Genomic DNA, 21,811 nt, shown 5'->3' on the forward strand with positions numbered 1-21,811 from the left:
TACCAATCAGTACAATCGCTAGGGGGATCCATGACGCTCGAAACCGCTCTGACCGGGCTGAACGACCAGCTCCGCGGCGCTCTGCCGCCGGAGATCGCCGAGGCTCTCGACGCGGACCGGCGCCGCGCCGCCGGAACGAAGTTCGCCGACGTGGGTAGCAAGATCGAGGACTTCACGCTGCCCGGCGCCGACGGAACGGCGGCGAGCCTGGGCGACCTCGTCGCGAACGGCCCGGCGGTGCTGGTGTTCTACCGCGGCCAGTGGTGCCCGTACTGCAACCTGACCCTGCGCACCTATCAGCAGGAACTGCTGCCCGAGCTGGCCAAGCGCGGCGCGACGCTGGCGGCGATCAGCCCGCAGAAGCCGGACGGCCCACTCCCGGACCTGGAATTCCCGGTGCTTTCGGACGTCGGCAGCACCGTCGCGCGCGGACTCGGGCTGAGCTATCCGGTGTCCGACCCGGTGCGCGAGGCCATGCGAACACTCGGCACAGACCTCGAAAAGGTCAACGGCACCTGGGAACTGGTCCACCCGGCCGTCGTCGTGGTCGGCCGGGACCGGGTGCTGCGGTTCGTCGACGTCCACCCGGACTTCGTGACGCGCACCGAACCGACGGACATCCTCAAATCGCTTTAGCGCCGCGCTTCACGCCGTAGGTGATCACCGAACCCAGGACCAGGGCCACGCCGAGGGAGAGCAGCAGGCTGATCCAGGGTTCGGTGATGATCTGTCCGCCCGCGTAGCCGAGGAAGGCCACGTAGGACGTCCAGAGTGTGACGCCGACGGCCGACGCGGTGAAGAACTCCGCCATCGGCCACCGGAGTGACCCGGCGAGCAGGGCGCCGACCGTGCCGCCGGACGGCAGCCAGCGGGCGACCACCAGCACCGGCCGGGGGTGGCGCTGCAGGCGCCCGTCGAGCCAGCCGATGCCGGCGGCGATCTTCTTCCGCCGGCTCAGCCGGTCCAGCGCCGCCCGGCCACCGAACCGGCCGAGGGCGTAGAGCACCTGGTCGGAAACCAGGCACCCGGCACTGGCCACGGCGATCACCACGGCCAGCGACGTCCCGCCCTGCGCCGCCGCGATGCCCATGCCGAGGAGCGTCACCTCGGTGGGGAGCAGCGGCACCAGCGAGACGACGAACAGCAGCAGCAGTCCCGCCGTCGATCCGTCCACATCTCCATTAACCGCCTGCCGGGGCCCGATGAGTCCCGATCACCGGGGACTCACAGGAACCCGACAGCCGGCCCACAGGTTCAGCGGTTGGCGCGGTTCACCGCCGAGACGACCGCGCGCAGCGACGCCGTGACGATCGAGGCGTCGATCCCGATGCCCCAGAATACGCGGTCCGAGATCGCGCACTCGATGTACGACGCGGCGCGCGCGTCGTCGCCCGGCGAGAGCGTGTGCTCGGAGTAGTCCAGCAGGCGCAGGTCGAAGCCCACGGTCGAGAGCGCGTCGAAGAACGCCGCGATCGGGCCGTTGCCGCGGCCGGTGACCTCGTGCTCGTCACCCTCCACGCGCACGGTGGCGGTGATGTCGTACTCGCCGTCGCCGTTGTCGCGGACGTGCTGGCGGACCAGCTCCAGCGGCGTCTTCAGCTCCAGGTACTCGGTCGCGAAGGCGTTGTACATCGTGGTCGGGTCGACCTCGCCGCCCTCGGTGTCGGTGTAGCGCTGGATGACCTTCGAGAACTCGATCTGCAGGCGCCGCGGCAGGTCGAGCTGGTGCTCGGCCTTCATGATGTAGGCGACGCCGCCCTTGCCGGACTGCGAGTTCACGCGGATGACGGCCTCGTACGAGCGGCCGACGTCCTTCGGGTCGATCGGCAGGTACGGGACCTGCCACGGGTACTCCTCGAGCGGCACGCCCTGCTTGTCGGCGGCGTCCTTCAGCGCGTCGAGGCCCTTGTTGATCGCGTCCTGGTGGCTGCCCGAGAACGCGGTGAACACCAGGTCGCCGCCCCACGGCGAGCGCTCGGGCACCGGCAGCTGGTTGCAGTACTCGACGGTCCGCTTGATCTCGTCCATGTCGGAGAAGTCGATCTGCGGGTCGATGCCCTGGCTGTAGAGGTTCATGCCCAGCGCGACCAGGTCGACGTTGCCGGTGCGCTCGCCGTTGCCGAACAGGCAGCCTTCGATCCGGTCCGCGCCGGCCTGGTAGCCCAGCTCGGCGGCGGCGATGCCGGTGCCGCGGTCGTTGTGCGGGTGCAGCGAGAGGATGACCGAGTCGCGGCGGGCCAGGTTGCGGCTCATCCACTCGATCGAGTCGGCGTAGACGTTCGGCGTCGCCATCTCGACGGTCGCCGGCAGGTTCAGGATCACCGGCTTCTCCGGCGTCGGCTGCCAGATCTCGGTGACGGCGTTGCACACCTCGAGCGCGTACGACAGCTCGGTGCCGGTGTAGGACTCGGGCGAGTACTGGAACCGGAAGTCGGTGTCCGGTTGCTTCGCGGCCAGCTCGACGACCAGTTCCGCGGCCTGCGTCGCGATCTTCTTGATGCCTTCGCGCTCCTCGCGGAAGACCACGCGACGCTGCAGGATCGACGTCGAGTTGTAGATGTGGACGATCGCGCGGGGCGCGCCTTCGAGGGCCTGGAAGGTCCGCTCGATCAGCTCGTGGCGGCACTGGGTCAGCACCTGGATGCTGACGTCGTCCGGGATGGCGCCCTCGTCGATGATCTCGCGGACGAAGTCGAAGTCGGTCTGGCTCGCGGCCGGGAAGCCGACCTCGATCTCCTTGTAGCCCATGCGTACGAGCAGGTCGAAGAACTTGCGCTTGCGCGCGGGCGACATCGGGTCGATCAGGGCCTGGTTGCCGTCCCGCAGGTCGACGGCGCACCACAGCGGCGCGCGGTCGATGCGCTTTTCGGGCCAGGTGCGGTCGGGCAGGTCGATGTTCTCGACGAGGTCGTACCAGGGGCGGTAGCGGTGGACCGGCATGGACGTGCCGCGCTGGGTGTTCCAAGCGGGCTGGTCAGCGGGCGCGGTGCGAGAAGGCTTGCGAATCTTGCTCATGCGAATTCGGGGATCTCCAGCTCGACGGGTGCGACCGGCACCACGAAGCCCCGCGACGGGGAGCCGGTCCGGTCAGGCCCCGTCGCGGCAGCGAAGCAGGAGAGCACGCGCCACGGCTCCACCATAACCACGGAACGCCGGGTGAGGGAAGCCGGGCGTCTCGTTCCGGGGGTTACCTGTGGGTAGCAATTGGTCGGTGGCCGTGCGAAACTGCGGACATGGCTGAGCACGCAGAGTCGTCTTCGGCGGCGTCGGACGAGGAGACCAAGGTCTCTCGCCGGGACCCGGTCGACTGGCGCCGGACCGGCGGCCGCATCGCCTCCATCGTGGCGTCGATCGTCCGCTGGGTGGGGTTGATCTTCGCCGCCCTGCTGGTGATCCACGTGATCTTCACGGTCGGCTCGGCCAACCCGGACAACGGGATCGTCTCGTTCGTGAAATCGTGGGCGAACGGCCTGGCCCTGGGATTCGACGACCTGTTCACGCCGAGTGACGAGAAGCTGCGGGTGCTGGTGAACTACGGCATCGCGGCGATCTTCTGGCTCGTGGTGTCGGGAGTGCTGGCGAAGGTCATCCGCCGGGTGGGCGGAGCTTCCTGAGCCGGCCTAGCTCTCGGCGAGTTCGTCGTACACCCGGTCGCAGATGTACCGGCGCCCGTAGTTCCCTCCGGTGACCTCGCGGAGGAAACCGGCTTCCTCCAGTTTCCTGATCGCGCCGGCGGCGGTCGGATAGGACACGCCGAGGTCGGCCTGCACCTTCGGAATGGTCATCATCGGGTACCCGATGATGTTCACCGCCAAGTCGTGAACGCTGCCGCGTGCGCCCGCGTCCTTCATCGTTTCGATGACTTCCCGGGAGAACGCCATCAGGTTCCGGATGGTTTCCGCCGCCGCCAGGGCGCGTGCCTTGACCGCTTCGGCGAAGAATCGAACCCAAGGGTCGAAGTTTCCTGTCCGGCTCACGGTGAGCAGGTGGTCGATGTAGTCGTCACGACGTGGTTCCAGCCAAGGGGACAGGTTCAGCACGGCGTGCTTCAGCACGTGCTCTTCGATGAGCTGAAGAGTGATGATCAGTCGGCCGATCCGGCCGTTCCCATCGCTGAACGGGTGCAGTGTCTCGAACTGGTAGTGGCCGAGCGCCACCTTCACCAGTGCCGGCATCTCCTGTTCGGCGTTTATCCACTTTTCCCAGTCGCTCACACCGTCGCGCAGCACGTCGCCATTGGGTGGTGGGACGAACCTGGACTGTTCGATTCCCCGGCCACGGTCTCCGATGCAGACAAGCCGTTCTCGGAGCCGGCCGGCGTCGTAGGCGTCGCCCCGTGTTCCCGTCACGAGGATCTGTTGAAGCTTTGACACCACCTGCAGGCAGATCGGCAGTTTCTTGATGAGGTCGAGACCGGCGAAAGCCGCTTGGACGTAGTTCTGCACTTCGTGCACCTCTGCCGTCGGCCGCTGACTTTCCGTGTATTGGGCTTCCAGCACATCGGCGTAGGGGGCGAAGGTTCCTTCGAGCGCCGAGGTGCTGACGGCTTCCCGGGTCAGTGACGGTCGTACCAGCAGGTCGGGGTTGGGTAGCCGGTCGGTCAGGGCGTCCAGCGAGCCCAGGGCGCGGTCGGCTTCACTGATGAGCTTGTAGGTGCCGGGTAGCAGGTCGACTACGCTGGGGAGTGGAGCGGGCACGAAGGCGAAGTGGTTGTAGGACTGCTTGGTTCGGCCATCTACGCCGCTGATCGGCACCAGCTGACCGACGGGTGACTTGTCGAACGTCTCTACCTGCACTTTTAAAGCTTAGCGCATAAAGCTTTAGTTCTGGTGGCGGCATCTAAGGGTTCTTGCAGTCTCGGCTCAAGATTTCAGGGTATCGACCCAAACCTTGAAATCTGACCTTTGTCGGATGGTCACTGATCCCCGAGCGCCGGCCGGCCCCACTGGCCGGTGAACGCGAACTCCTCCAGCGGGATCCGCTTCCGTTCCGCCTTCTCGCGCTCGACCCGCCAGTCCTCCTCCAGGACGTCCGGCGCGGCCGGCTTCCCCACCGCGATGGCGACCCGAGGCACCGCGTCCTCCGGAAGGGCGAAGGAAGCGCACACCTCATCCGGCGAAAACCCCGCCATCTGATGCGCGACCAGCCCCAGCTCCACCGCCTGCAGCACGAGGTTCTCCGACGCCAGCCCGAGCCCGTACTCGGCGTACGGCACCGCCCCCTTCTCGTTCGTCGTCACCATCACGCCGATCAGCAGGAGGCTCGCCCGGTGGGCCCACGCCCGGTTGCCCGAGTTGAACGTCGCCAGGATCGCGTCGAACGACGGCGTGCCGCGCAACCCGACCAGGTAGCGGGCGGGCTGGGTGTTGCCGAACGACGGGGCCCAGCGGGCCGCCTCCAGGAGGGCCCTCACCTGCTCCGGAGTCACGGCAAAAGACGCGTCCAGGGCCCGCGGGCTCCAACGCTCCGCCATCACCGACGCGATCGGGACGCTCGTCACAGCTGGCTTTCGCACGATCATCACGGTACCCAGGCGTGCGCTGCATCACTCGGGAGGAAGGGCTTCGCGTATTTCCTTGGTGTTACGGAAGATTTACTTCCGGGCTGCCTCCATCCGGTGCCCGCCCCAAGTCAAGAGGGTGGCGGGCCGCGAAACCCCCGGTAGGCTCCTCTTCAAATCATGGGACGCGGGGGCTCTCCGGTGCCCACCAGGGAGCAGACCCGGCCCGTCGAGGAGGTTCGGGCGTGGCCCTCGTGGTCCAGAAGTACGGCGGATCGTCGCTGGAAAGTGCCGACCGGATCAAGCGCGTCGCCGAGCGGATCGTCGCCACCAAGAAGGCGGGCAACGACGTCGTCGTGGTCTGCTCGGCGATGGGTGACACCACCGACGAGCTGCTCGACCTGGCGCAGCAGGTGAACCCGGCGCCGCCGGAGCGGGAGATGGACATGCTGCTCACCGCCGGTGAGCGCATCTCGAACTCGTTGGTCGCGATGGCCATCGCAGCCCAGGGCGCGGAGGCGTGGTCGTTCACCGGGTCGCAGGCCGGCGTCGTCACGACGTCGGTGCACGGCAACGCGCGCATCATCGACGTCACGCCGAGCCGCGTCACCGAAGCCCTCGAGCAGGGCTACGTCGCGCTGGTGGCGGGCTTCCAGGGCGTCGCGCAGGACACCAAGGACATCACCACGCTGGGCCGCGGTGGCTCGGACACCACCGCCGTCGCGCTGGCCGCCGCGCTGAACGCCGACGTCTGCGAGATCTACTCCGATGTGGACGGTGTGTACACCGCCGACCCGCGGGTGGTGCCGGACGCGAAGAAGCTCGACACCGTCACCTACGAGGAGATGCTCGAGCTCGCCGCGAGCGGGTCGAAGATCCTCATGTTGCGGTGCGTCGAGTACGCGCGCCGCTACGGCGTCCCGATCCGAGTCCGCTCTTCCTACAGTGACAAGCCGGGCACGACGGTGACCGGTTCTATCGAGGAGATCCCCGTGGAACAAGCCCTGATCACCGGTGTGGCGCACGACCGCTCCGAAGCCAAGATCACGGTCACCGGGGTGCCGGACCACGCCGGTGCCGCCGCCCGGATCTTCCGCGTGATCGCCGACGCCGAGATCGACATCGACATGGTGCTGCAGAACGTGTCCAGCACGGTGTCCGGTCGCACGGACATCACGTTCACGCTGTCGAAGGCCAACGGCGCCGCGGGCGTCAAGGAGCTGGAGAAGGTCAAGGCGGAGATCGGCTTCGAGTCGGTGCTCTACGACGACCACGTCGGCAAGGTCTCGCTGGTCGGCGCCGGGATGCGCTCGCACCCGGGTGTCACGGCGACGTTCTGCGAGGCGCTGGCCCAGTCCGGCGTCAACATCGAAATCATCAACACCTCCGAGATCCGCATTTCGGTGCTGATCCGGGACGCCCAGCTCGACGAAGCCGTGCGCGCGATCCACGACGCGTTCGAGCTCGGCGGCGACGAAGAAGCTGTGGTCTACGCGGGGAGTGGTCGCTGATGGCGGACGGGCTGCGGATCGGGGTGGTCGGCGCGACCGGCCAGGTCGGCGCGGTGATGCGCAAGCTGCTGGCGGAGCGGGAGTTCCCGATCGCCGAGCTGCGGTACTTCGCCTCGGCGCGCTCGGCGGGGTCGACGCTTCCCTGGCGCGACACCGAAATCACGATCGAAGACGCGTCGACGGCGGATCCGTCCGGTTTGGACATCGCACTGTTCTCCGCGGGCGGGTCGACGTCGAAGGCGCAGGCGCCGCGGTTCGCCGAGGCGGGCGCGACGGTGATCGACAACTCCTCGGCGTTCCGGATGGACCCGGACGTGCCGCTGGTCGTCAGCGAGGTCAACCCGCACGCCATCAAGGAAGCGCGTAAGGGGATCATCGCGAACCCGAACTGCACCACGATGGCCGCGATGCCGGTGCTGAAGCCGCTGCACGACGAGGCCGGGCTGGTCCGGCTGGTGGCGTCGACGTACCAGGCGGTGTCCGGCAGCGGGCTGGCCGGCGTGGACGAGCTGGCGGGCCAGGTCAAGGCGGGCGCGGAGCACGCGGCGCTGCTGACCCACGACGGCGCGGCGATCGAGTTCCCGGCGCCGAACAAGTACGTCCGCCCGATCGCGTTCAACGTCCTGCCGATGGCGGGGTCCATTGTGGACGACGGTGAGCTCGAGACGGACGAGGAGAAGAAGTTCCGCAACGAGAGCCGCAAGATCCTGAGCATCCCGGGGCTCGGCGTGTCCTGCACGTGCGTGCGCGTGCCGGTGTTCTCGGGGCACTCGATCTCGGTGAACGCGGAGTTCTCGCAGCCGCTGACGCCCGCGCGCGCGGCGGAGCTGCTGGCGCACGCGCCGGGCGTCGAGCTGTCGGAGGTCCCGACCCCCCTGCAGGCGGCGGGCAACGACCCGAGCTACGTCGGCCGCATCCGCACCGACCAAGGTGTCGAGGGCGGCCGCGGGTTGGCACTGTTCATCGCGAACGACAACCTGCGCAAGGGTGCGGCGCTCAACGCCGTGCAGATCGCGGAGCTGATCGCACAGCAGCTCTGAACCGGTGAGAAGCCGCCCGGTCCCGCTGTGCGGGGCCGGGCGGTCTCACTTCTTCTTCTGCCGGGGCTGCATCGGCGGCAAGCCGAACGCCGCCCGCAGCTCCGGCTTCTGCATCGGCCGCAGGACGGCCATCATCAGCGCGCCCCACAGGATCAGGCCGACCGGGCTGCCGGTGGATCCCGAACTCGTGGCGAGGCTCACGATCAACCCGATGAGCAGCATTGCCATGAACGCGCATTCCAGCAACATGATCGCGAAGGCGACCTTGCGCTCGCGCGTGCTCAGCAGCACGCTGCACACCACCAGCGCGATCAGCAGCACCACGTTCACCGACACGAGCAGCAACGGCAAGACGACGTCGCGGGCGTCGTCCACCCCCGCGGCGAGGTACCAGAGGAAGCCGGCGAGCGTCAGGTAAAGCACGGCCTGGGCGGCGATCGCCGCGCGTATCGTCCTGATCCCGCGGCGCACCTCCCGTTCCGCGTTCGCGTCGGAAGCGGGCAGCGGCTGGTAAGGGGCCGGCTCGGTCATGGCGGGGCGCACCTCTCGGGAATCACGGCTGCGACCGGTGCAGGAGACCACGAGTGCCGGGGGACCGGTCCCGCGGCGAGGAGCCGACCGGGAAAACCCGTTGTCGCGGCCTCCCCCTCCCGGGATCCTGAAGAGGAATCACCCGTGAGGAAAGGAAAACCATGTACACCGCTGTCGAAGGCGCCCGCGTTCCGATCCGGATGTGGGCGGACCCCGCGTCGGTCGAAGAGCAGGCCATGCGGCAGCTGCACAACGTCGCGAACCTGCCGTGGGTGCACGGTGTCGCCGTGATGCCCGATGTGCACTACGGGAAGGGCGCGACCGTCGGCAGCGTCATCGCCATGCGTGACGCCGTTTCGCCCGCCGCCGTCGGCGTCGACATCGGGTGTGGCATGAGCGCCGTCCGCACCTCGCTCACCGCGACCGACCTGCCCGACGACCTCGGCAAGCTGCGCCGGCGCATCGAAAGCGCCGTGCCGGTCGGCTTCGGGCTGCACAAGACGCCCGTGAACCCCGCGAAGGTGCACGGCGTCGGCGGCTGGGACGCCTTCTGGCAGGGCTTCGGCGAGCTGCACTCCGGCGTCCAGGAGCTGCACGACCGGGCCGCGCGCCAGATCGGGAGCCTCGGTGGCGGGAACCACTTCATCGAGGTCTGCCTCGAAGAGGGCACCGGGCAGGTCTGGCTGATGCTGCACTCGGGTTCGCGCAACATCGGCAAGGAGCTCGCGGAGCGGCACATGGCCGTCGCGCGGAAGCTGCCGCACAACGCCGACCTGCCGGACCGGGACCTCGCGGTCTTCGTCGCCGGCACGCCGGAGATGGCGGCCTACCGGCGTGACCTGTTCTGGGCGCAGGACTACGCGGCGCGCAACCGCGCCACGATGGTCGCGCTCGTGAAGCAGGCGCTGAAGGACGTCGTCCCGGAGACGACCTTCGACGACGCGATCTCCTGCCACCACAACTACGTCTCCGAGGAGACGTACGACGGTGTCGAGCTGCTCGTCACCCGCAAGGGCGCGATCCGCGCTGGATCGGGTGACCTCGGGATCATCCCGGGCAGCATGGGGACCGGTTCGTACATCGTCCGCGGCCTCGGGAACGAGTCGTCGTTCCACTCGGCGTCGCACGGTGCCGGCCGCCGGATGTCGCGCACCAAGGCCAAGAAGCTCTTCACCGCCGACGACCTCGCGGCGCAGACGGCCGGGGTCGAGTGCCGCAAGGACTCGGGCGTCGTCGACGAAATCCCGGCGGCGTACAAGGACATCGATGCGGTGATCCGGGCCCAGACCGACCTGGTCGAGGTGGTGGCGCACCTCAAGCAGGTGGTCTGCGTCAAGGGCTGAGCGGTACCTTGGCGCCATGACGAGGGGTGGAACGACGGCCGCGCTGCTGGCCGGGGCCGCACTGCTGCTGAGCGGGTGCGACCAGGTCAGCGACGCGGTCGACCAGGGGTCGAAGACCGCGGACAAGGTGGGCGCGTGCACCGAGGCGCTCGGGCTGGCGGACCTGAACCCGCTGGTCGATCCGGACAGGCTCAAGGCCCGCGCCGCGGACAAGGAGAAGCGGCTGCGGGAGCTCGCGGGGAACGTCCAGGACCAGGACGTCAAGAACGCGCTGCTCGGCATGGCCGGGTCGTACGTCGAGGTGCAGAAGGAACGCATCGAGGACGCCGGCGTGGTGGCCCAATGGGTGCAGCGCAACGTCAAGAAGCTCGACGCGCTCCGCGTGGCCTGCGGCGGCTGACCCACACCGGAGGCCGCGAATGACTCATTCGCGGCCTCCGGTGCCCCGAATGAGTCATTCGCGACGCGGGCGGCGCTAGCTTTCGGCCAGTGCCGAGACCGGCTCCGCCGCGGGTTCCGGCGCGCGGCGGTACAGCAGGCCGGCCGCCGCGATGACCAGACCGCCGAGGCCCGCCGCGGCGAAGCCCCACGCCGGGCTCGAGTGGTCGATCGCGAAGCCGACCACCGGGCTGCCCAGCGCCAGGCCGAGCCGTGTCGACGCGTCCTGCAGCCCCATCGCCTCGCCGCGGACCTGCGGCGGGGCGATCCGGCTGACCGTCTCGGTGGTCGCCGCGAGCGTCGGCGCGCAGACCAGGTTCGTCGGGATCAGCACCAGCATCAGCAGCCACCACGGCTGGTCCGCCAGCCCGACCGGCACCACCAGCAGCGCGAGCAGCAGCATCAGCAGGCCCTGCGGCAGCGACTTCTTCACCGCGCCGTGCACGATGCCGCCGAGGATGGACGCCACGCACATCACCGCGATCACCAGCCCGGTCACGCCGATGTCGCCGTTCGCGCGCAGGGCCGCGAGCGTCGCCAGTTCGGTGCCGACGAGTACGAACAGCGCGCCGGCGGCGATCAGCAGCGTCGCCACGAGCCGGCCGCTGAGCCAGCTCCGCAGCGGCGGCCGGGTCGTCGACGCGCCGGGCTCGACCGACTCGCGGATCGGCGGGTTGACCAGCCAGATCAGGAACGCCGTGCCGCCGAACAGCGCGCCGAGCGCGCTGAGCGTGAAGGTCGGCGAGAGCGTCGTGATCGCCGCGATGCCGAGCGCGGGGCCGATCATGAACGTCGCTTCGATGGAGATCGTGTCGAGCGAGTACGCCGCGCGGCGCTCCTCGACCGGCACGAGCGTGGCCAGGACCTGGCGCGCGAGTGAGCCCGCGGGCACCGAGAGCATCCCGGCCGGGACCGCGACCGCGGCGAGCACCTCATACGGCAGGTGCGGTGCGGCGAACCAGAACACCGTCGTGCCGATCCCGCAGACGGTGACGATCGGACGCAGGCCGTAGCGGTCGAGGCAGCGCCCGAGCAGCGGCGCGCCGAGGGCCATCCCGAGGGTGACGCCGGCGCCGACCAGCCCGGCGGCGCCGTAGCCGCGGCCGAGTCCGGTGACGATGTACAGCGTCATCAGGACGCCGTTCATGGTCATCGGCAGCCGCGCCAGGAACATCAGCGCCATCGTCGACGGGACGCGGGGGACCGAGAGGACCCGGCGGTACGGCTGCAGTGGCACGTCCCGATGAGAACCCAAGGTGGTACGCACGTGCAACTTATTTCCCGCGTCACAACGGCTGGCGCCAGGAGATTCTGACAGTTACTCTCATTTGGTAGACACTACCAACTGGGGGTCACTATGACTCAGCTCTATCCACGCAGGTGGTGGGCGCTCGGCGCGCTCGCCGTGAGCCTGCTGACCGTCGGCCTCGACCTGACCGTGCTGAACGTCGCCGTGCCGACGCTCGCCGTCGACCTCGGCGCCACGACCACGCAGCTGCAGTGGTTCGGCAACGCCTACACGCTGGCGCTGGCCGCGCTGCTGCTGCCGGCGGGCCTGCTGGGCGACCGGTTCGGCCCGAAGAAGCTGCTGCTCGGCGCGCTCGCGCTGTTCGGGCTGGCCTCGCTGGGGTGCGCCTACGCGAGTTCGCCGGGCCAGCTGATCGCCGCCCGGGTCGTGCTCGGTGTCGGGGCCGCGTTCCTCATCCCGCTCTCGCTCTCGCTGCTGAACATCCTGTTCCCGCCGGAGGAGCGGGCGAAGGCGCTGACGACGTGGGTGATGGCGACGTTCGTCGGCATCCCGCTCGGGCCGCTGCTCGGCGGCTGGCTGCTCGACCACTTCGCGTGGGGCTCGGTGTTCCTCATCAACGTCCCGCTGACCGTGGTCGGCCTGGTCGCGGTGCTGTTCCTGATTCCGCTGACGCGCGGCTCCGGCCAGGGCGCGATCGACTTCGGCGGCATCGTGCTCTCGGCGGCCGGGCTGGTCGCGCTCACCTACGGCTTCGTCTACGCCGGCGAGCACGGCTGGGCCGACCCGGCGACGTACGGCCTGCTCGCGCTCGGCGCCGCGCTCCTCGGGGTGTTCTGCTGGTCGCAGACGCGGACGGCCGCGCCGCTCGCGGACCTCGCGCTGTTCCGCGAGCCGCGGTTCGTCTGGGGTGCGGTGCTCGCGACCGTGGCCTCCTTCGCGCTGATGGGCGTGATGTTCGTGCTGCCGCAGCTGTTCCAGGCGGTCCAGGGGGCCGACGCGCTGCAGACCGGGGTCCGGCTGCTGCCGCTGATCGCCGGGATGCTGGTGGCGTCGAAGGTCGCCGAACGGCTGGTCGCCGCACTCGGTGTGCGCGCGGTCGTCACCGCCGGGTTCGTGCTGCTCGCGGCCGGGCTGGCCTGGGGTTCGACGACGACGCCGTCGGACGGTTACGGCGCCACCATCGGCTGGGAGCTCGTCATCGGCCTCGGCACGGGCTGCACGCTGACGCCGCTGATGACGATGGCGATGGGCGCGCTCACCGAGGGTCGCTCGGGTGCCGGCTCGGCGCTGATCCAGGTGCTGCGCCAGGTCGGCGGCACGATCGGCGTCGCGGTGCTGGGCACCGTGCTCAACAGCGCCTACCGCGACGGCGTCGCCGTGACGGGCCTGCCCGCGCCGGTCGCCGACGCGGTGCGCGGCAGCGCGTCGGGCGCGGTCGCCGTCGCGGAGAAGCTCCACCTGCCCGCGCTCGCCGACTCGGCGCGGCTCGCGTTCACCGACGGCATGGCGGCGACGCTGTGGGTCTGCGCCGGGCTCGGCGTCGCCGGCGCCCTGCTGGCGTCGCTGTTCCTGCCCGGGCGGGCGGCCACCGGAGCGCAGCGGCGAGAATCGGAGCATGACGTCGTCGCCATCTGAGCCCATGGGGCTGCGGGAGCGGAAGAAGGCCAAGACGCGGGCCGCGATCCAGCGGCACGCGTTGCGGCTGTTCCGGGAGCAGGGCTACAGCGCCACGACGGTCGACCAGATCGCGGCCGCGGCGGAGATCTCGCCCAGCACCTTCTTCCGGTACTTCGCGACCAAGGAGGCGGCCGTCCTCTACGACCCCGTCGACCCGGTCTTCATCGCCATCGCGATCGCGCAGCCCCCTGAGCTCGGCCTGATCCCGGCCATGCGGGCGACGGTGACCGACGTGCTCCAGCGGTTCTCCGCGGAGGAGATGGAGTTCGTCCGCGAACGGCAGCTGCTGGTGTTCCGCGAGCCCGACCTGCGTGCCGCGACCATGGACCAGTTCGCCGAGGGGATCGATCAGATCGCCGGGGTGGCCGCGCAGCGCACCGGCCGGGCGCCGGACGACTTCGTGGTGCGCAACTGGGCCGGCGCGGTGGTGGGAGTGCTGCTGGCGGCGTTCCTGAAGGCCGCGGGCGACCCCGAAAGCGACTACCTGGTCGTGCTCGACCAGGCGCTGGTCCACCTGGAAGCGGGCCTGCCGCTGTAATCGTCCGGCCGGAGTGTCGGATCCGGGCCGCGTCGTTCGTAGCCAGAGTGAGAGGCCGTCCACGAAGGCGCGGCCACGGTCCCAGGAGATGTCGACGATGCCGCACACCCAGGTCAAGGTCCACCGCGTGTTCGAGCTCGTCGAGCCGATCGCCACCATCACCTTCTCCGAAGCGGTGAACGAGGAGTTCCTGGCCCTGGGCATGCGCAACTACTGGGACGGGTACTTCGCGGGCCGGGCCGCGCCGCTGGGGATGGCGCCGGCCGAGGTGGTGCACGCGGTCTTCTACAACTTCGCCGACGGCGAGGTGGCGCGCCACATCCCGTGGGTCTGGGGGAAGCTCACCCCGGAGGAGGCGATCGCCGTGCGCGAGCGGGCCAGCGCCGCCGCGCTGCGGCAGCAGATCGGGGAGCTCGCCGACTCCCCGGCTCTGGTGCGGATCGCCGACCTCGCCACCCGGGCCGCGGTCAGCGCGCCGACCGACGGGCGGGCGCTGTACGCCGGGCTCCGGGCGCTCGACGTGCCCGAGGAGCCGGTGGCCAGGCTCTGGCACGCGGCGACGCTGCTGCGGGAGCACCGCGGAGACGGCCACAACGCCGTCCTCGTCGCCCACGGCATCGGCGGCACCGAGGCCCACGTCCTCCTCGCGCTTTCCCTCGGGATAAAGGCGGCGGAGTTCGGCCGGATCCACCACCTGCCCAAGGCCCGGTTGGACGCGGTCGTCGACGGGCTGCGCGGCCGCGGCCTCGTGGACGCCGCCGGCGGGTTCACCGACGCCGGGCGGGAGCTCAAGGAACGGATCGAGGCCCGCACCGACGAGCTGGCGGCGCCGCCGTACGACGTGCTCACCGCGGACGAACTCGACGAGCTGGTCGCGGGGCTCGAACCGATCGCCGCGGCCGTTTCCCGGAATTGATTTCGCATTTCCGCCCCGACCAGGGGAGCGCCTTGTGGGTGGCGGTGCGACAGCGGGAGATGCCCCCTTCTGGAGCAGTCTCGACACGCGGTCCGACGGAGTGATGAAGCCAATAGATCACCGTTTACACCCGCGTGAGTGATCGAACCGCTCTACAGTGGACGCTCGCTACCAGGAGTAATGACGAGGATCGCTCAGGATGATCTTCAGGGGGATGGGCAAGGTTTCGACGTTAATCAATTGTGGTCGAGTTCGCTTCCTGCGCATCCGGCACGTAAGGGTTAGAAAACGTCCCTAACCGGTGATCGGGTGGCTTATCTCCGATACGGGGGGTATCGATTTAACCCGTCAGGTCTCCCGAGGCCATGGAGGTAAGTTATGAAAGGCAAGTTCGGGCGGTCCATCGCCCTGGTAGCCGCGAGCAGTCTGCTGGCGGTCGGAATGGCGGGGATCGCTTCGGCGAGCCCGGACGGGGGCAAGGGTTCCTCCAGCACCCAGGCCCTCGCCGCACAGGTGCTCCAGATGCGGGACGGCCTGACCAAGGTGGCCTACGCGGGCGACGTCGGTGCCACGCGCGCCGACCTGGGGCAGATGAGCCCGGTGCTCGCGGACATCGCCGCCGGAAAGCGCTACACCGTCCAGACCGACACCGAGCAGCTCGCCGGCCTCGCCAAGGGGCGGGCGGACGAGTCCAGCCGGTTGCTGACCGACCCGACGGCCAAGGCCCGCCAGCTGCCGCCGCTGCCGCTGCCGATCCCGTCGCTGCCGGACCTGCCGGGCCCGCTGAAGATCGTCAGCGACCTGGTGAAGGCCCTGCTCGGCGCCGTCACCGGCATCCTGGGCGGGTTGCTCGGCGGGCTGCCGGTGCCGCCGCTGCCGGTGCCGCCGTTGCCCGCGCCGGCGGGCTGAGTCGAAAACCAGTGAAAACAGGGGGCCCGGAGCCCGGCCGCGGACATTTCTCCGCGCCGGGCTCCGGGTCGTTTCCCGGGCGGCTCAGTCCCGTTTGGACAAACCCTGCCGCAGCGCGCCCGCCGTCTCGGCCAGCGCCTCGCGGAACCGGGTGCCGACGCCGGTGAAGTTGATGAACCCGTGGATCAGGTCGTCGTGCCGGCGCAACGCCACCTCGACACCCGCTTCGCGCAGCTTCTCCGCGTACGCCTCGCCCTCGTCGCGCAGCGGGTCGAAGCCCGCCGTGACGACCAGCGCCGGCGGCAGGCCGCTCAGGTCGTCCGCGCGCAGCGGGGAAAGCCGCGGGTCGGTCAGGTCGGTGCCCTCCGGCACGTAGTGGCCCTCGAACCACTTCATGTGCACGTCGGTGAGGAACAGGTCCTCGGCGAACAGTTCCTGCGAGCGGTAGCGCCGCGCGAAGTCCGTCGCCGGGTAGATCAGCAGCTGGAACGCCGGTGCCGGGCCGCCGCGCTTCACTGCCTGCTGCGCCGTCACCGCGGCGAGGTTGCCGCCCGCGCTGTCGCCGCCGACGGCGATCCGCGCGGGGTCGGCGCCGAGGTCGCCCGCCTTCGCCACCGCGTACTCGAACGCCGCGAGCGCGTCCTCCGCGGCCGCCGGGAACGGGAACTCCGGCGCCAGCCGGTATTCGATCGACAGGACCCGCACTCCGGCGTGCTTGGCCAGGAAGCGGACGGCGTTGTCGTGGCTCGCGCGCGTGCCGATCACCCAGCCGCCGCCGTGGAAGAACACCAGCAGCGGTGACTTCTCGGGCAGCCCGACCGGCGTGTACAGCGTCGCCGGCAGGTCGCCATCAGGCGTCGGCACGGCGATCTCCCGCACCGAGACGGGCTCGATCGGCTTGCCGCTGACCAGGTGCCGTCCGACGTCGAGCAGGGCGCGCGACTGCTCCACCGAGCCCCGCACCAGCTCGGCTTTCGCGACCTTCTGCAGCCGGAGCAGCAGCTGGGCGTCGAGCGCGAGGTCCTGTCCGTCTAGGCGCACCGGGCGGCCCGCGGCCAGCCTCCGCAGCGGCGTGGGCAGCCAGAACGCGAGCTGGGACGCCGCCGCCTGGATGCGGACCGGGAGCGGGATCGCCATCGTTGCCTCCTGAGCGTGGGTGCCGCGAGGGATGTTACTCGCCAGTAGGTAACAGGTCCACCTGTGACGCGGACCTCCGTCCCAAAGTCTGGATATCCACTTAAGTCGAGGGGTTAGCCTGGAAAGCGTGACTTCAGCCAGGACGGTCAACGTGCTCGGGATCGGCGGCTCTCTGCGCGAGGGCTCCCAGTCCGAACGCGCTCTGCAGATCGCGCTCACCGGTGCGGCCGAAGTCGGCGTCCGGACCCGGATGCTCACCGGTCCGGAGCTGGTGCTGCCCTTCTACGACGCCGGCGAGCCGGGCCGCGACGACCGCGCCGCCACGCTCATCGAAGCCGTGCGGCAGGCCGACGGGCTCATCGTCGTGTCGCCGGGCTACCACGGCGCGTTGTCCGGCCTGGTCAAGAACGCCCTGGACTACGTCGAAGACCTGCGGGACGACCGCCGTCCCTACCTCGACGGCCGCGCGGTCGGCCTGGCCGCCGTCGCCTACGGCTGGCAAGCCGCGGTGACGACGCTCGAGCAGCTGCGCACGATCACGCACGCGCTGCGCGGCTGGGCCACCCCTCTGGGTGGTTCGATCAACTCGGCCGAGACCAAGTTCGACGAGGGCGGCGGTGCGTCGGACGAGAAGAGCGTTCGCACCCTGCGCCTGATCGGGCGCCAGGTCGCCGAATTTGCGGTGACGCGCGCCGCTTGAGGTTTTGCCCGGGGGCTGCCGGGTAATCGATCCACGTGACGCCTGCCATGTGGGGGCACTGTTCCGCGGGTGCGGGATGTTGTGCTCAGTGAGACGCTCGCTGTGGAGCGTCCGCGACAGAAGGCAGGCATGAGCATGGGTCAGGCGATCTACACGGCGGTGGCGACAGCTCGCGGCGATGGCCGCAACGGCGAGGTGACCTCGTCCGACGGCGTCATCGACGAGTCGCTGGCCATCCCGAAGGAGATGGGCGGCCCCGGTGGGGACAAGACCAACCCCGAGCAGCTCTTCGCCGCCGGCTATTCGGCGTGCTTCCACAGCGCCCTGCAGCTCGTCGCCCGCCAGGCCAAGGTGACGCTGCCCGAGTCGACGGTGACCGCCGAGGTCAGCGTGCTCAAGCAGGACGTCGGCTTCGGTCTCGGCGTTGCACTGAACGTCTCCCTGCCGGGTCTCGAGCAGGCCCAGGCCGACCAGCTGGTCGAGCAGGCCCACCAGGTGTGCCCCTACTCCAACGCGACCCGCGGCAACATCGAGGTCGCGCTCTCCGCCACCGTCTGACCCCCGCTTTCGCGTCCCAACGAGTCCGAGGAAAGGAACACCAGAGATGAGCAAGTCTCCGATCAAGAGCCCGCTTTCCGAGGCCGACAAGGAGATCACCGGTAACGCCCTCCAGGCGACGCTGGTCGACCTGGTCGACCTGTCCCTCATCGCCAAGCAGGCGCACTGGAACGTCGTCGGCTCGAACTTCCGCAGCGCGCACCTGCAGCTCGACGAGCTCGTCGCCACCGCGCGCCAGTACGTCGACGAGGTCGCCGAGCGCGCCAACGCCATCGGCATCTCGCCGAACGGCAAGGCCAAAACCGTCGTCGAGAGCTCGGGCGTGCCCGACTACCCCGACAACTGGCAGTCCGTGGAGTCCACGGTCGCCGCGATCGTCGACATCCTCGCGTCGCTCATCGAGCGGCTGCGGGCCCGCATCGACGAGACCGACAAGAGCGACCTCGTGACGCAGGACCTGCTGATCGAGATCACCCGCGCGCTCGAAGAGGCGCACTGGATGTGGCAGGCCCAGCAGGCCTGACTTTTCCGCACAAAGGGGCCGTTCCGGGTGGAACGGCCCCTTTCGCGTCTGCTGAAAGCCGGGATTCGCAGTACGTTCGGCGGCATGGTGCTGCATCAGGGGAAGACGGACCGCCCGGACCGCGTCGGCGGCACGAATCCGATGTACGCCGGGGCGAACCCGGCGCTGGCGGCGGGGTTCGTCATGCCGCACGACAAACTGCTCGACACCTCGCTGCCCCCGGACACCGCGCTGCAGCTCGTGCGCGACGAGCTGATGCTCGACGGCAACGCCCGGCTCAACCTCGCCACGTTCGTCACGACGTGGATGGAGCCGCAGGCGCGCGAGCTGATGGCCGAGTGCGTCGACAAGAACATGATCGACAAGGACGAGTACCCGCAGACGGCCGAGCTGGAGCGGCGCTGCGTGAACATCCTCGCCGACCTGTGGCACGCGCCCGACCTCGCCGACATCATGGGCTGCTCGACGACCGGATCGTCGGAAGCCTGCATGCTCGCCGGGATGGCGTTGAAGCGGCGCTGGTCGAAGCTCGGCCGCACCGGGAAGCCGAACCTGGTGATGGGCGTCAACGTCCAGGTGTGCTGGGAGAAGTTCTGCGAGTACTGGGAGGTCGAGCCGCGGCTGGTGCCGATGGACGGCGACCGCTACCACCTCACGGCGGACGAGGCGGTGGCGCGCTGCGACGAGAACACGATCGGCGTGGTGGCGATCCTCGGTTCGACGTTCGACGGCAGCTACGAGCCGGTCGCGGAGATCGCCGCGGCGCTGGACGCCCTGGCCGAGCGCACGGGCTGGGACATCCCGGTGCACGTCGACGGGGCGTCGGGCGCGATGGTCGCGCCGTTCCTCGACCCGGACCTGGAGTGGGACTTCCGGCTGCCGCGCGTGGCGTCGATCAACACGTCGGGCCACAAGTACGGGCTCGTGTACCCGGGCGTCGGCTGGGTGGTCTGGCGCGACCAGGCCGCGCTGCCGTCGGAGCTGGTGTTCAACGTGAACTACCTGGGCGGCGACATGCCGACGTTCGCGTTGAACTTTTCCCGCCCGGGCGCCGAGGTCGCGGCGCAGTACTACACGTTCGTGCGGCTCGGCCGCGAGGGATTCCGCGCGGTGCAACAGTCTTCGCGTGACGTTGCGACGCACTTGTCGGCGGGGATCGCGTCGCTCGGGCCGTTCTCGTTGCTGACCCGCGGAGACCAGCTGCCGGTGTTCGCGTTCACGACCCGCACGGACGCGGGCTTCGACGTGTTCGACGTGTCACGCCGGCTGCGCGAGCGCGGCTGGCTGGTGCCGGCGTACACGTTCCCGGAGAACCGGACGGACCTGGCGGTGCTGCGGATCGTGGTCCGCAACGGCTTCACGCACGACTTGGCCGACTTGCTGCTGGCCGATCTGAAGCGGGTGCTGCCCGACTTGGAGAAGGAGGGCGGCCGCCCGAAGGACCCGGCGAAGGCGACCGCTTTCCACCACTAGTGCCAGGACTTGGCTCGGGCGTACTGGTCCGGCCACCGCACGTCCGCTTCGAGGGTGTTCGCCGCGCGGAGCGGCCAGTGCGGGTCCCGCAGCAGGGCACGGGCGAGGAACACCGCGTCCGCTTCGCCGCCGGTGATGATGTCCTCCGCCTGCTGGGGGTTCGTGATCATGCCGACCGCGCCCGTCGGGAGGCCGGTCTCCGTGCGGATCCGCTCGGCGAACGGGACCTGGTAGCCCGGTCCGACCGGGATGTCCGGGTTCGGGACGTTGCCGCCCGAGGACGTGTCGATCAGGTCGATCCCGCGCTCGGCCAGAAGCTTCGCCAGCCGGACCGATTCGTCGAGGGTCCAGCCGTCGTCCGTCCAGTCCGTGGCCGACAGCCGGGCGAACAGCGGCACGCTCACCTCGGCGCGGACCGCGTCCGCGATCTCCAGCGCCAGGCGGGTGCGGCCGTCGAAGTCGCCGCCGTAGCCGTCGGTGCGGCTGTTCGACAGCGGGGACAGGAACTGGTGCACCAGGTAGCCGTGCGCGAAGTGCAGCTCGAGCAGGTCGAACCCGGCGTCGACCGCCCGCCGGGCCGCTTCCGCGAACGCCGCCGGGAGGGCGCTGACCTCGTCCGTGGCCAGCGGCCGCGCCGGGGCGTAGGTCCCGAACGGCTGCGCGTCGGCACCGACGCTCTGCCAGCCACCCTCCTCGGCCGGGACGCTGCCCGGCCCTTCCCACGGCCGCCGCGTCGAGCCCTTGCGGCCGGCGTGGCCCAGCTGCATGCCGATCGCGGTGCCCTGCTTGTGCACGAACCCGACGATCCGGCGCCACGCCTCGGCCTGCGCGTCGTTCCAGATGCCGGTGTCCTGCGGGCTGATCCGCCCCTCGGGCACGACGGCGGTCGCCTCGGTCATGACGAGCCCGGCGCCACCGGTGGCGAACTGGCCGAGGTGGACGAGGTGCCAGTCGTCCGGGACGCCGTCGGTGGCGGAGTACTGGCACATCGGCGACACCCACGCGCGGTTCGGCAGGGTCAGGCCGCGGACGGTGATGGGGCTGAAGAGTCGGCTCACGTCTGGATCAACGACACGTGCCCGGCGTCTCTTCCCGTCGCCAGGGCGTCTACCGACGGGTAACGTCGACCACATGGGTGTCGCTGCTGACGAACGCCAGGCATTGAGCTCGCTCCTCCAAGACCTCGGGCCCGACGCGCCCACGCTGTGCGAAGGCTGGACGACGCGGGATCTCGCCGCGCACCTCGTCGTGCGTGAGCACCGGCCGGACGCCGCGCCCGGGATCATGGTGCCCGCGCTCGCCGGGTACACGCAGAAGGTTCAGGACCGCTACGCCGCCAAGCCGTGGGACGGCCTGGTCGAGCAGGTGCGCCGGGGGCCGTCGAAGTTCTGGCCCACCGCGATCGGCCCGCTCGACGAGCTGACCAACGCCGCCGAGTTCCTCGTCCACCACGAAGACGTCCGGCGCGCGCAGCCGGAGTGGACGCCGCGGCCCGCGGACCCCACCCGGGACGCGGCCGCGTGGCGCTCGGCGAAGGGGGCCGCGAAGCTCAACCTGCGCAAGTCCCCGGTCGGCGTGACCCTGCGCACGAAAGACGGCCGCGAGGCCGCCGTCAAGACCGGGCCCGACCCGGTGACGGTCGTCGGCGAGCCCGTGGACCTGCTGCTCTTCGTCTTCGGCCGCGACGCCGTCCACCTCGACTTCGAGGGTGACGCGGCCGCGGTCGCCAAACTTCAGTCGGTCAAGCGCGGCCTCTAGGCTGCGCGGC

At 69.9% G+C, this 21,811-nt stretch carries 23 protein-coding genes; 15 read left to right on the forward strand and 8 right to left on the reverse strand.

Annotated elements, in window-relative coordinates; translation table 11 throughout:
- The first annotated feature begins 30 nt into the window (after window positions 1-30).
- Window positions 31-636 (forward strand): peroxiredoxin-like family protein, encoded by a 606-nt coding sequence (locus tag AB0C38_RS04990; protein WP_360666580.1) that lies wholly within the window; start codon window positions 31-33, stop codon window positions 634-636.
- Here the strand turns inward: AB0C38_RS04990 and AB0C38_RS04995 are convergent.
- Both AB0C38_RS04995 and leuA read right to left on the reverse strand, forming a co-directional pair.
- Window positions 623-1,174: a DedA family protein gene (locus AB0C38_RS04995; protein ID WP_360666582.1), complete on the reverse strand. Its 552-nt coding sequence runs from the start codon at window positions 1,172-1,174 to the stop codon at window positions 623-625. The genes AB0C38_RS04990 and AB0C38_RS04995 overlap by 14 nt on opposite strands.
- Window positions 1,175-1,254: 80 nt before the next feature.
- Window positions 1,255-3,015 (reverse strand): 2-isopropylmalate synthase, encoded by a 1,761-nt coding sequence (leuA, locus tag AB0C38_RS05000; RefSeq protein ID WP_360666585.1) that lies wholly within the window; start codon window positions 3,013-3,015, stop codon window positions 1,255-1,257.
- Window positions 3,016-3,233: 218 nt separating this feature from the next.
- On the opposite strand from leuA, the gene AB0C38_RS05005 reads away from it, so the two are divergent.
- Complete coding sequence (locus AB0C38_RS05005) at window positions 3,234-3,614, forward strand: hypothetical protein (RefSeq protein ID WP_360666587.1); 381 nt, start codon at window positions 3,234-3,236, stop codon at window positions 3,612-3,614.
- Between the two features lie 6 nt (window positions 3,615-3,620).
- Here the strand turns inward: AB0C38_RS05005 and AB0C38_RS05010 are convergent, their stop codons facing one another.
- Window positions 3,621-4,796, reverse strand: coding sequence for a Fic/DOC family N-terminal domain-containing protein (locus AB0C38_RS05010; RefSeq protein WP_360666590.1), 1,176 nt, complete (start codon window positions 4,794-4,796; stop codon window positions 3,621-3,623).
- Window positions 4,797-4,915: 119 nt separating this feature from the next.
- The gene (locus AB0C38_RS05015; RefSeq protein ID WP_360666592.1) at window positions 4,916-5,521 is read right to left on the reverse strand and encodes a nitroreductase family protein; all 606 of its coding nucleotides are present in this window, start codon (window positions 5,519-5,521) and stop codon (window positions 4,916-4,918) included.
- Window positions 5,522-5,745: 224 nt separating this feature from the next.
- On the opposite strand from AB0C38_RS05015, the gene AB0C38_RS05020 reads away from it, so the two are divergent.
- Window positions 5,746-7,011: an aspartate kinase gene (locus tag AB0C38_RS05020; protein WP_360666595.1), complete on the forward strand. Its 1,266-nt coding sequence runs from the start codon at window positions 5,746-5,748 to the stop codon at window positions 7,009-7,011.
- The gene (locus tag AB0C38_RS05025; protein WP_360666598.1) at window positions 7,011-8,051 is read left to right on the forward strand and encodes an aspartate-semialdehyde dehydrogenase; all 1,041 of its coding nucleotides are present in this window, start codon (window positions 7,011-7,013) and stop codon (window positions 8,049-8,051) included. The genes AB0C38_RS05020 and AB0C38_RS05025 overlap by 1 nt, the downstream gene beginning before the upstream one ends.
- Window positions 8,052-8,096: 45 nt before the next feature.
- Here the strand turns inward: AB0C38_RS05025 and AB0C38_RS05030 are convergent, their stop codons facing one another.
- Entirely contained in the window at window positions 8,097-8,582 is a 486-nt protein-coding gene (locus tag AB0C38_RS05030; protein ID WP_360666601.1) for a hypothetical protein, read from the reverse strand.
- Window positions 8,583-8,743: 161 nt separating this feature from the next.
- Between AB0C38_RS05030 and AB0C38_RS05035 the strand changes: the two genes are divergently transcribed.
- Both AB0C38_RS05035 and AB0C38_RS05040 read left to right on the forward strand, forming a co-directional pair.
- The gene (locus tag AB0C38_RS05035; protein ID WP_360666604.1) at window positions 8,744-9,925 is read left to right on the forward strand and encodes an RtcB family protein; all 1,182 of its coding nucleotides are present in this window, start codon (window positions 8,744-8,746) and stop codon (window positions 9,923-9,925) included.
- A 16-nt stretch (window positions 9,926-9,941) separates the two neighbouring features.
- A complete protein-coding gene (locus AB0C38_RS05040) occupies window positions 9,942-10,325 on the forward strand; it encodes a hypothetical protein (RefSeq protein ID WP_360666606.1) in 384 nt (127 codons plus the stop codon).
- 75 nt (window positions 10,326-10,400) lie between these two features.
- Here the strand turns inward: AB0C38_RS05040 and AB0C38_RS05045 are convergent, their stop codons facing one another.
- The gene (locus AB0C38_RS05045; protein WP_360667511.1) at window positions 10,401-11,537 is read right to left on the reverse strand and encodes an MFS transporter; all 1,137 of its coding nucleotides are present in this window, start codon (window positions 11,535-11,537) and stop codon (window positions 10,401-10,403) included.
- Window positions 11,538-11,720: 183 nt separating this feature from the next.
- On the opposite strand from AB0C38_RS05045, the gene AB0C38_RS05050 reads away from it, so the two are divergent.
- The 4 genes from AB0C38_RS05050 to AB0C38_RS05065 all read left to right on the forward strand — a co-directional run bounded on the left by AB0C38_RS05050 (window position 11,721) and on the right by AB0C38_RS05065 (window position 15,652).
- Window positions 11,721-13,247 carry a DHA2 family efflux MFS transporter permease subunit gene (locus AB0C38_RS05050; protein ID WP_360666609.1) on the forward strand — a complete coding sequence of 509 codons (1,527 nt, stop codon included), beginning with the start codon at window positions 11,721-11,723 and terminating at the stop codon, window positions 13,245-13,247.
- Window positions 13,228-13,827, forward strand: coding sequence for a TetR family transcriptional regulator (locus AB0C38_RS05055; RefSeq protein ID WP_360666611.1), 600 nt, complete (start codon window positions 13,228-13,230; stop codon window positions 13,825-13,827). The genes AB0C38_RS05050 and AB0C38_RS05055 overlap by 20 nt, the downstream gene beginning before the upstream one ends.
- A gap of 97 nt (window positions 13,828-13,924) precedes the next feature.
- Complete coding sequence (locus AB0C38_RS05060) at window positions 13,925-14,743, forward strand: MarR family transcriptional regulator (protein WP_360666614.1); 819 nt, start codon at window positions 13,925-13,927, stop codon at window positions 14,741-14,743.
- A 378-nt stretch (window positions 14,744-15,121) separates the two neighbouring features.
- Window positions 15,122-15,652, forward strand: coding sequence for a hypothetical protein (locus tag AB0C38_RS05065; RefSeq protein ID WP_360666616.1), 531 nt, complete (start codon window positions 15,122-15,124; stop codon window positions 15,650-15,652).
- An 84-nt stretch (window positions 15,653-15,736) separates the two neighbouring features.
- On the opposite strand, the gene AB0C38_RS05070 is transcribed toward AB0C38_RS05065, so the two are convergent.
- The gene (locus tag AB0C38_RS05070) at window positions 15,737-16,789 is read right to left on the reverse strand and encodes an alpha/beta hydrolase (protein ID WP_360666619.1); all 1,053 of its coding nucleotides are present in this window, start codon (window positions 16,787-16,789) and stop codon (window positions 15,737-15,739) included.
- 127 nt (window positions 16,790-16,916) lie between these two features.
- On the opposite strand from AB0C38_RS05070, the gene AB0C38_RS05075 reads away from it, so the two are divergent.
- From AB0C38_RS05075 to AB0C38_RS05090, 4 genes are all read left to right on the forward strand, one after another.
- Window positions 16,917-17,489, forward strand: coding sequence for an NAD(P)H-dependent oxidoreductase (locus tag AB0C38_RS05075; RefSeq protein WP_360666622.1), 573 nt, complete (start codon window positions 16,917-16,919; stop codon window positions 17,487-17,489).
- A gap of 135 nt (window positions 17,490-17,624) precedes the next feature.
- On the forward strand, window positions 17,625-18,047 hold the full coding sequence (locus AB0C38_RS05080) for an organic hydroperoxide resistance protein (protein ID WP_360667513.1): 423 nt from the start codon (window positions 17,625-17,627) through the stop codon (window positions 18,045-18,047).
- 46 nt (window positions 18,048-18,093) lie between these two features.
- On the forward strand, window positions 18,094-18,570 hold the full coding sequence (locus AB0C38_RS05085; RefSeq protein WP_360666625.1) for a DNA starvation/stationary phase protection protein: 477 nt from the start codon (window positions 18,094-18,096) through the stop codon (window positions 18,568-18,570).
- 84 nt (window positions 18,571-18,654) lie between these two features.
- Window positions 18,655-20,043: a glutamate decarboxylase gene (locus AB0C38_RS05090; protein WP_360666628.1), complete on the forward strand. Its 1,389-nt coding sequence runs from the start codon at window positions 18,655-18,657 to the stop codon at window positions 20,041-20,043.
- Here AB0C38_RS05090 and AB0C38_RS05095 read toward each other — a convergent pair.
- Entirely contained in the window at window positions 20,040-21,101 is a 1,062-nt protein-coding gene (locus AB0C38_RS05095) for an NADH:flavin oxidoreductase/NADH oxidase (protein ID WP_360666631.1), read from the reverse strand. The two genes, AB0C38_RS05090 and AB0C38_RS05095, sit on opposite strands and share 4 nt — an antisense overlap.
- A 73-nt stretch (window positions 21,102-21,174) precedes the next feature.
- Here AB0C38_RS05095 and AB0C38_RS05100 point away from each other — a divergent pair, with 73 nt between their 5' ends.
- Window positions 21,175-21,801, forward strand: coding sequence for a TIGR03085 family metal-binding protein (locus tag AB0C38_RS05100; RefSeq protein ID WP_360666634.1), 627 nt, complete (start codon window positions 21,175-21,177; stop codon window positions 21,799-21,801).
- Window positions 21,802-21,811 lie beyond the last annotated feature (10 nt).

Source organism: Amycolatopsis sp. NPDC048633 (assembly GCF_040650695.1).
Taxonomy (GTDB): Bacteria; Actinomycetota; Actinomycetes; order Mycobacteriales; family Pseudonocardiaceae; genus Amycolatopsis.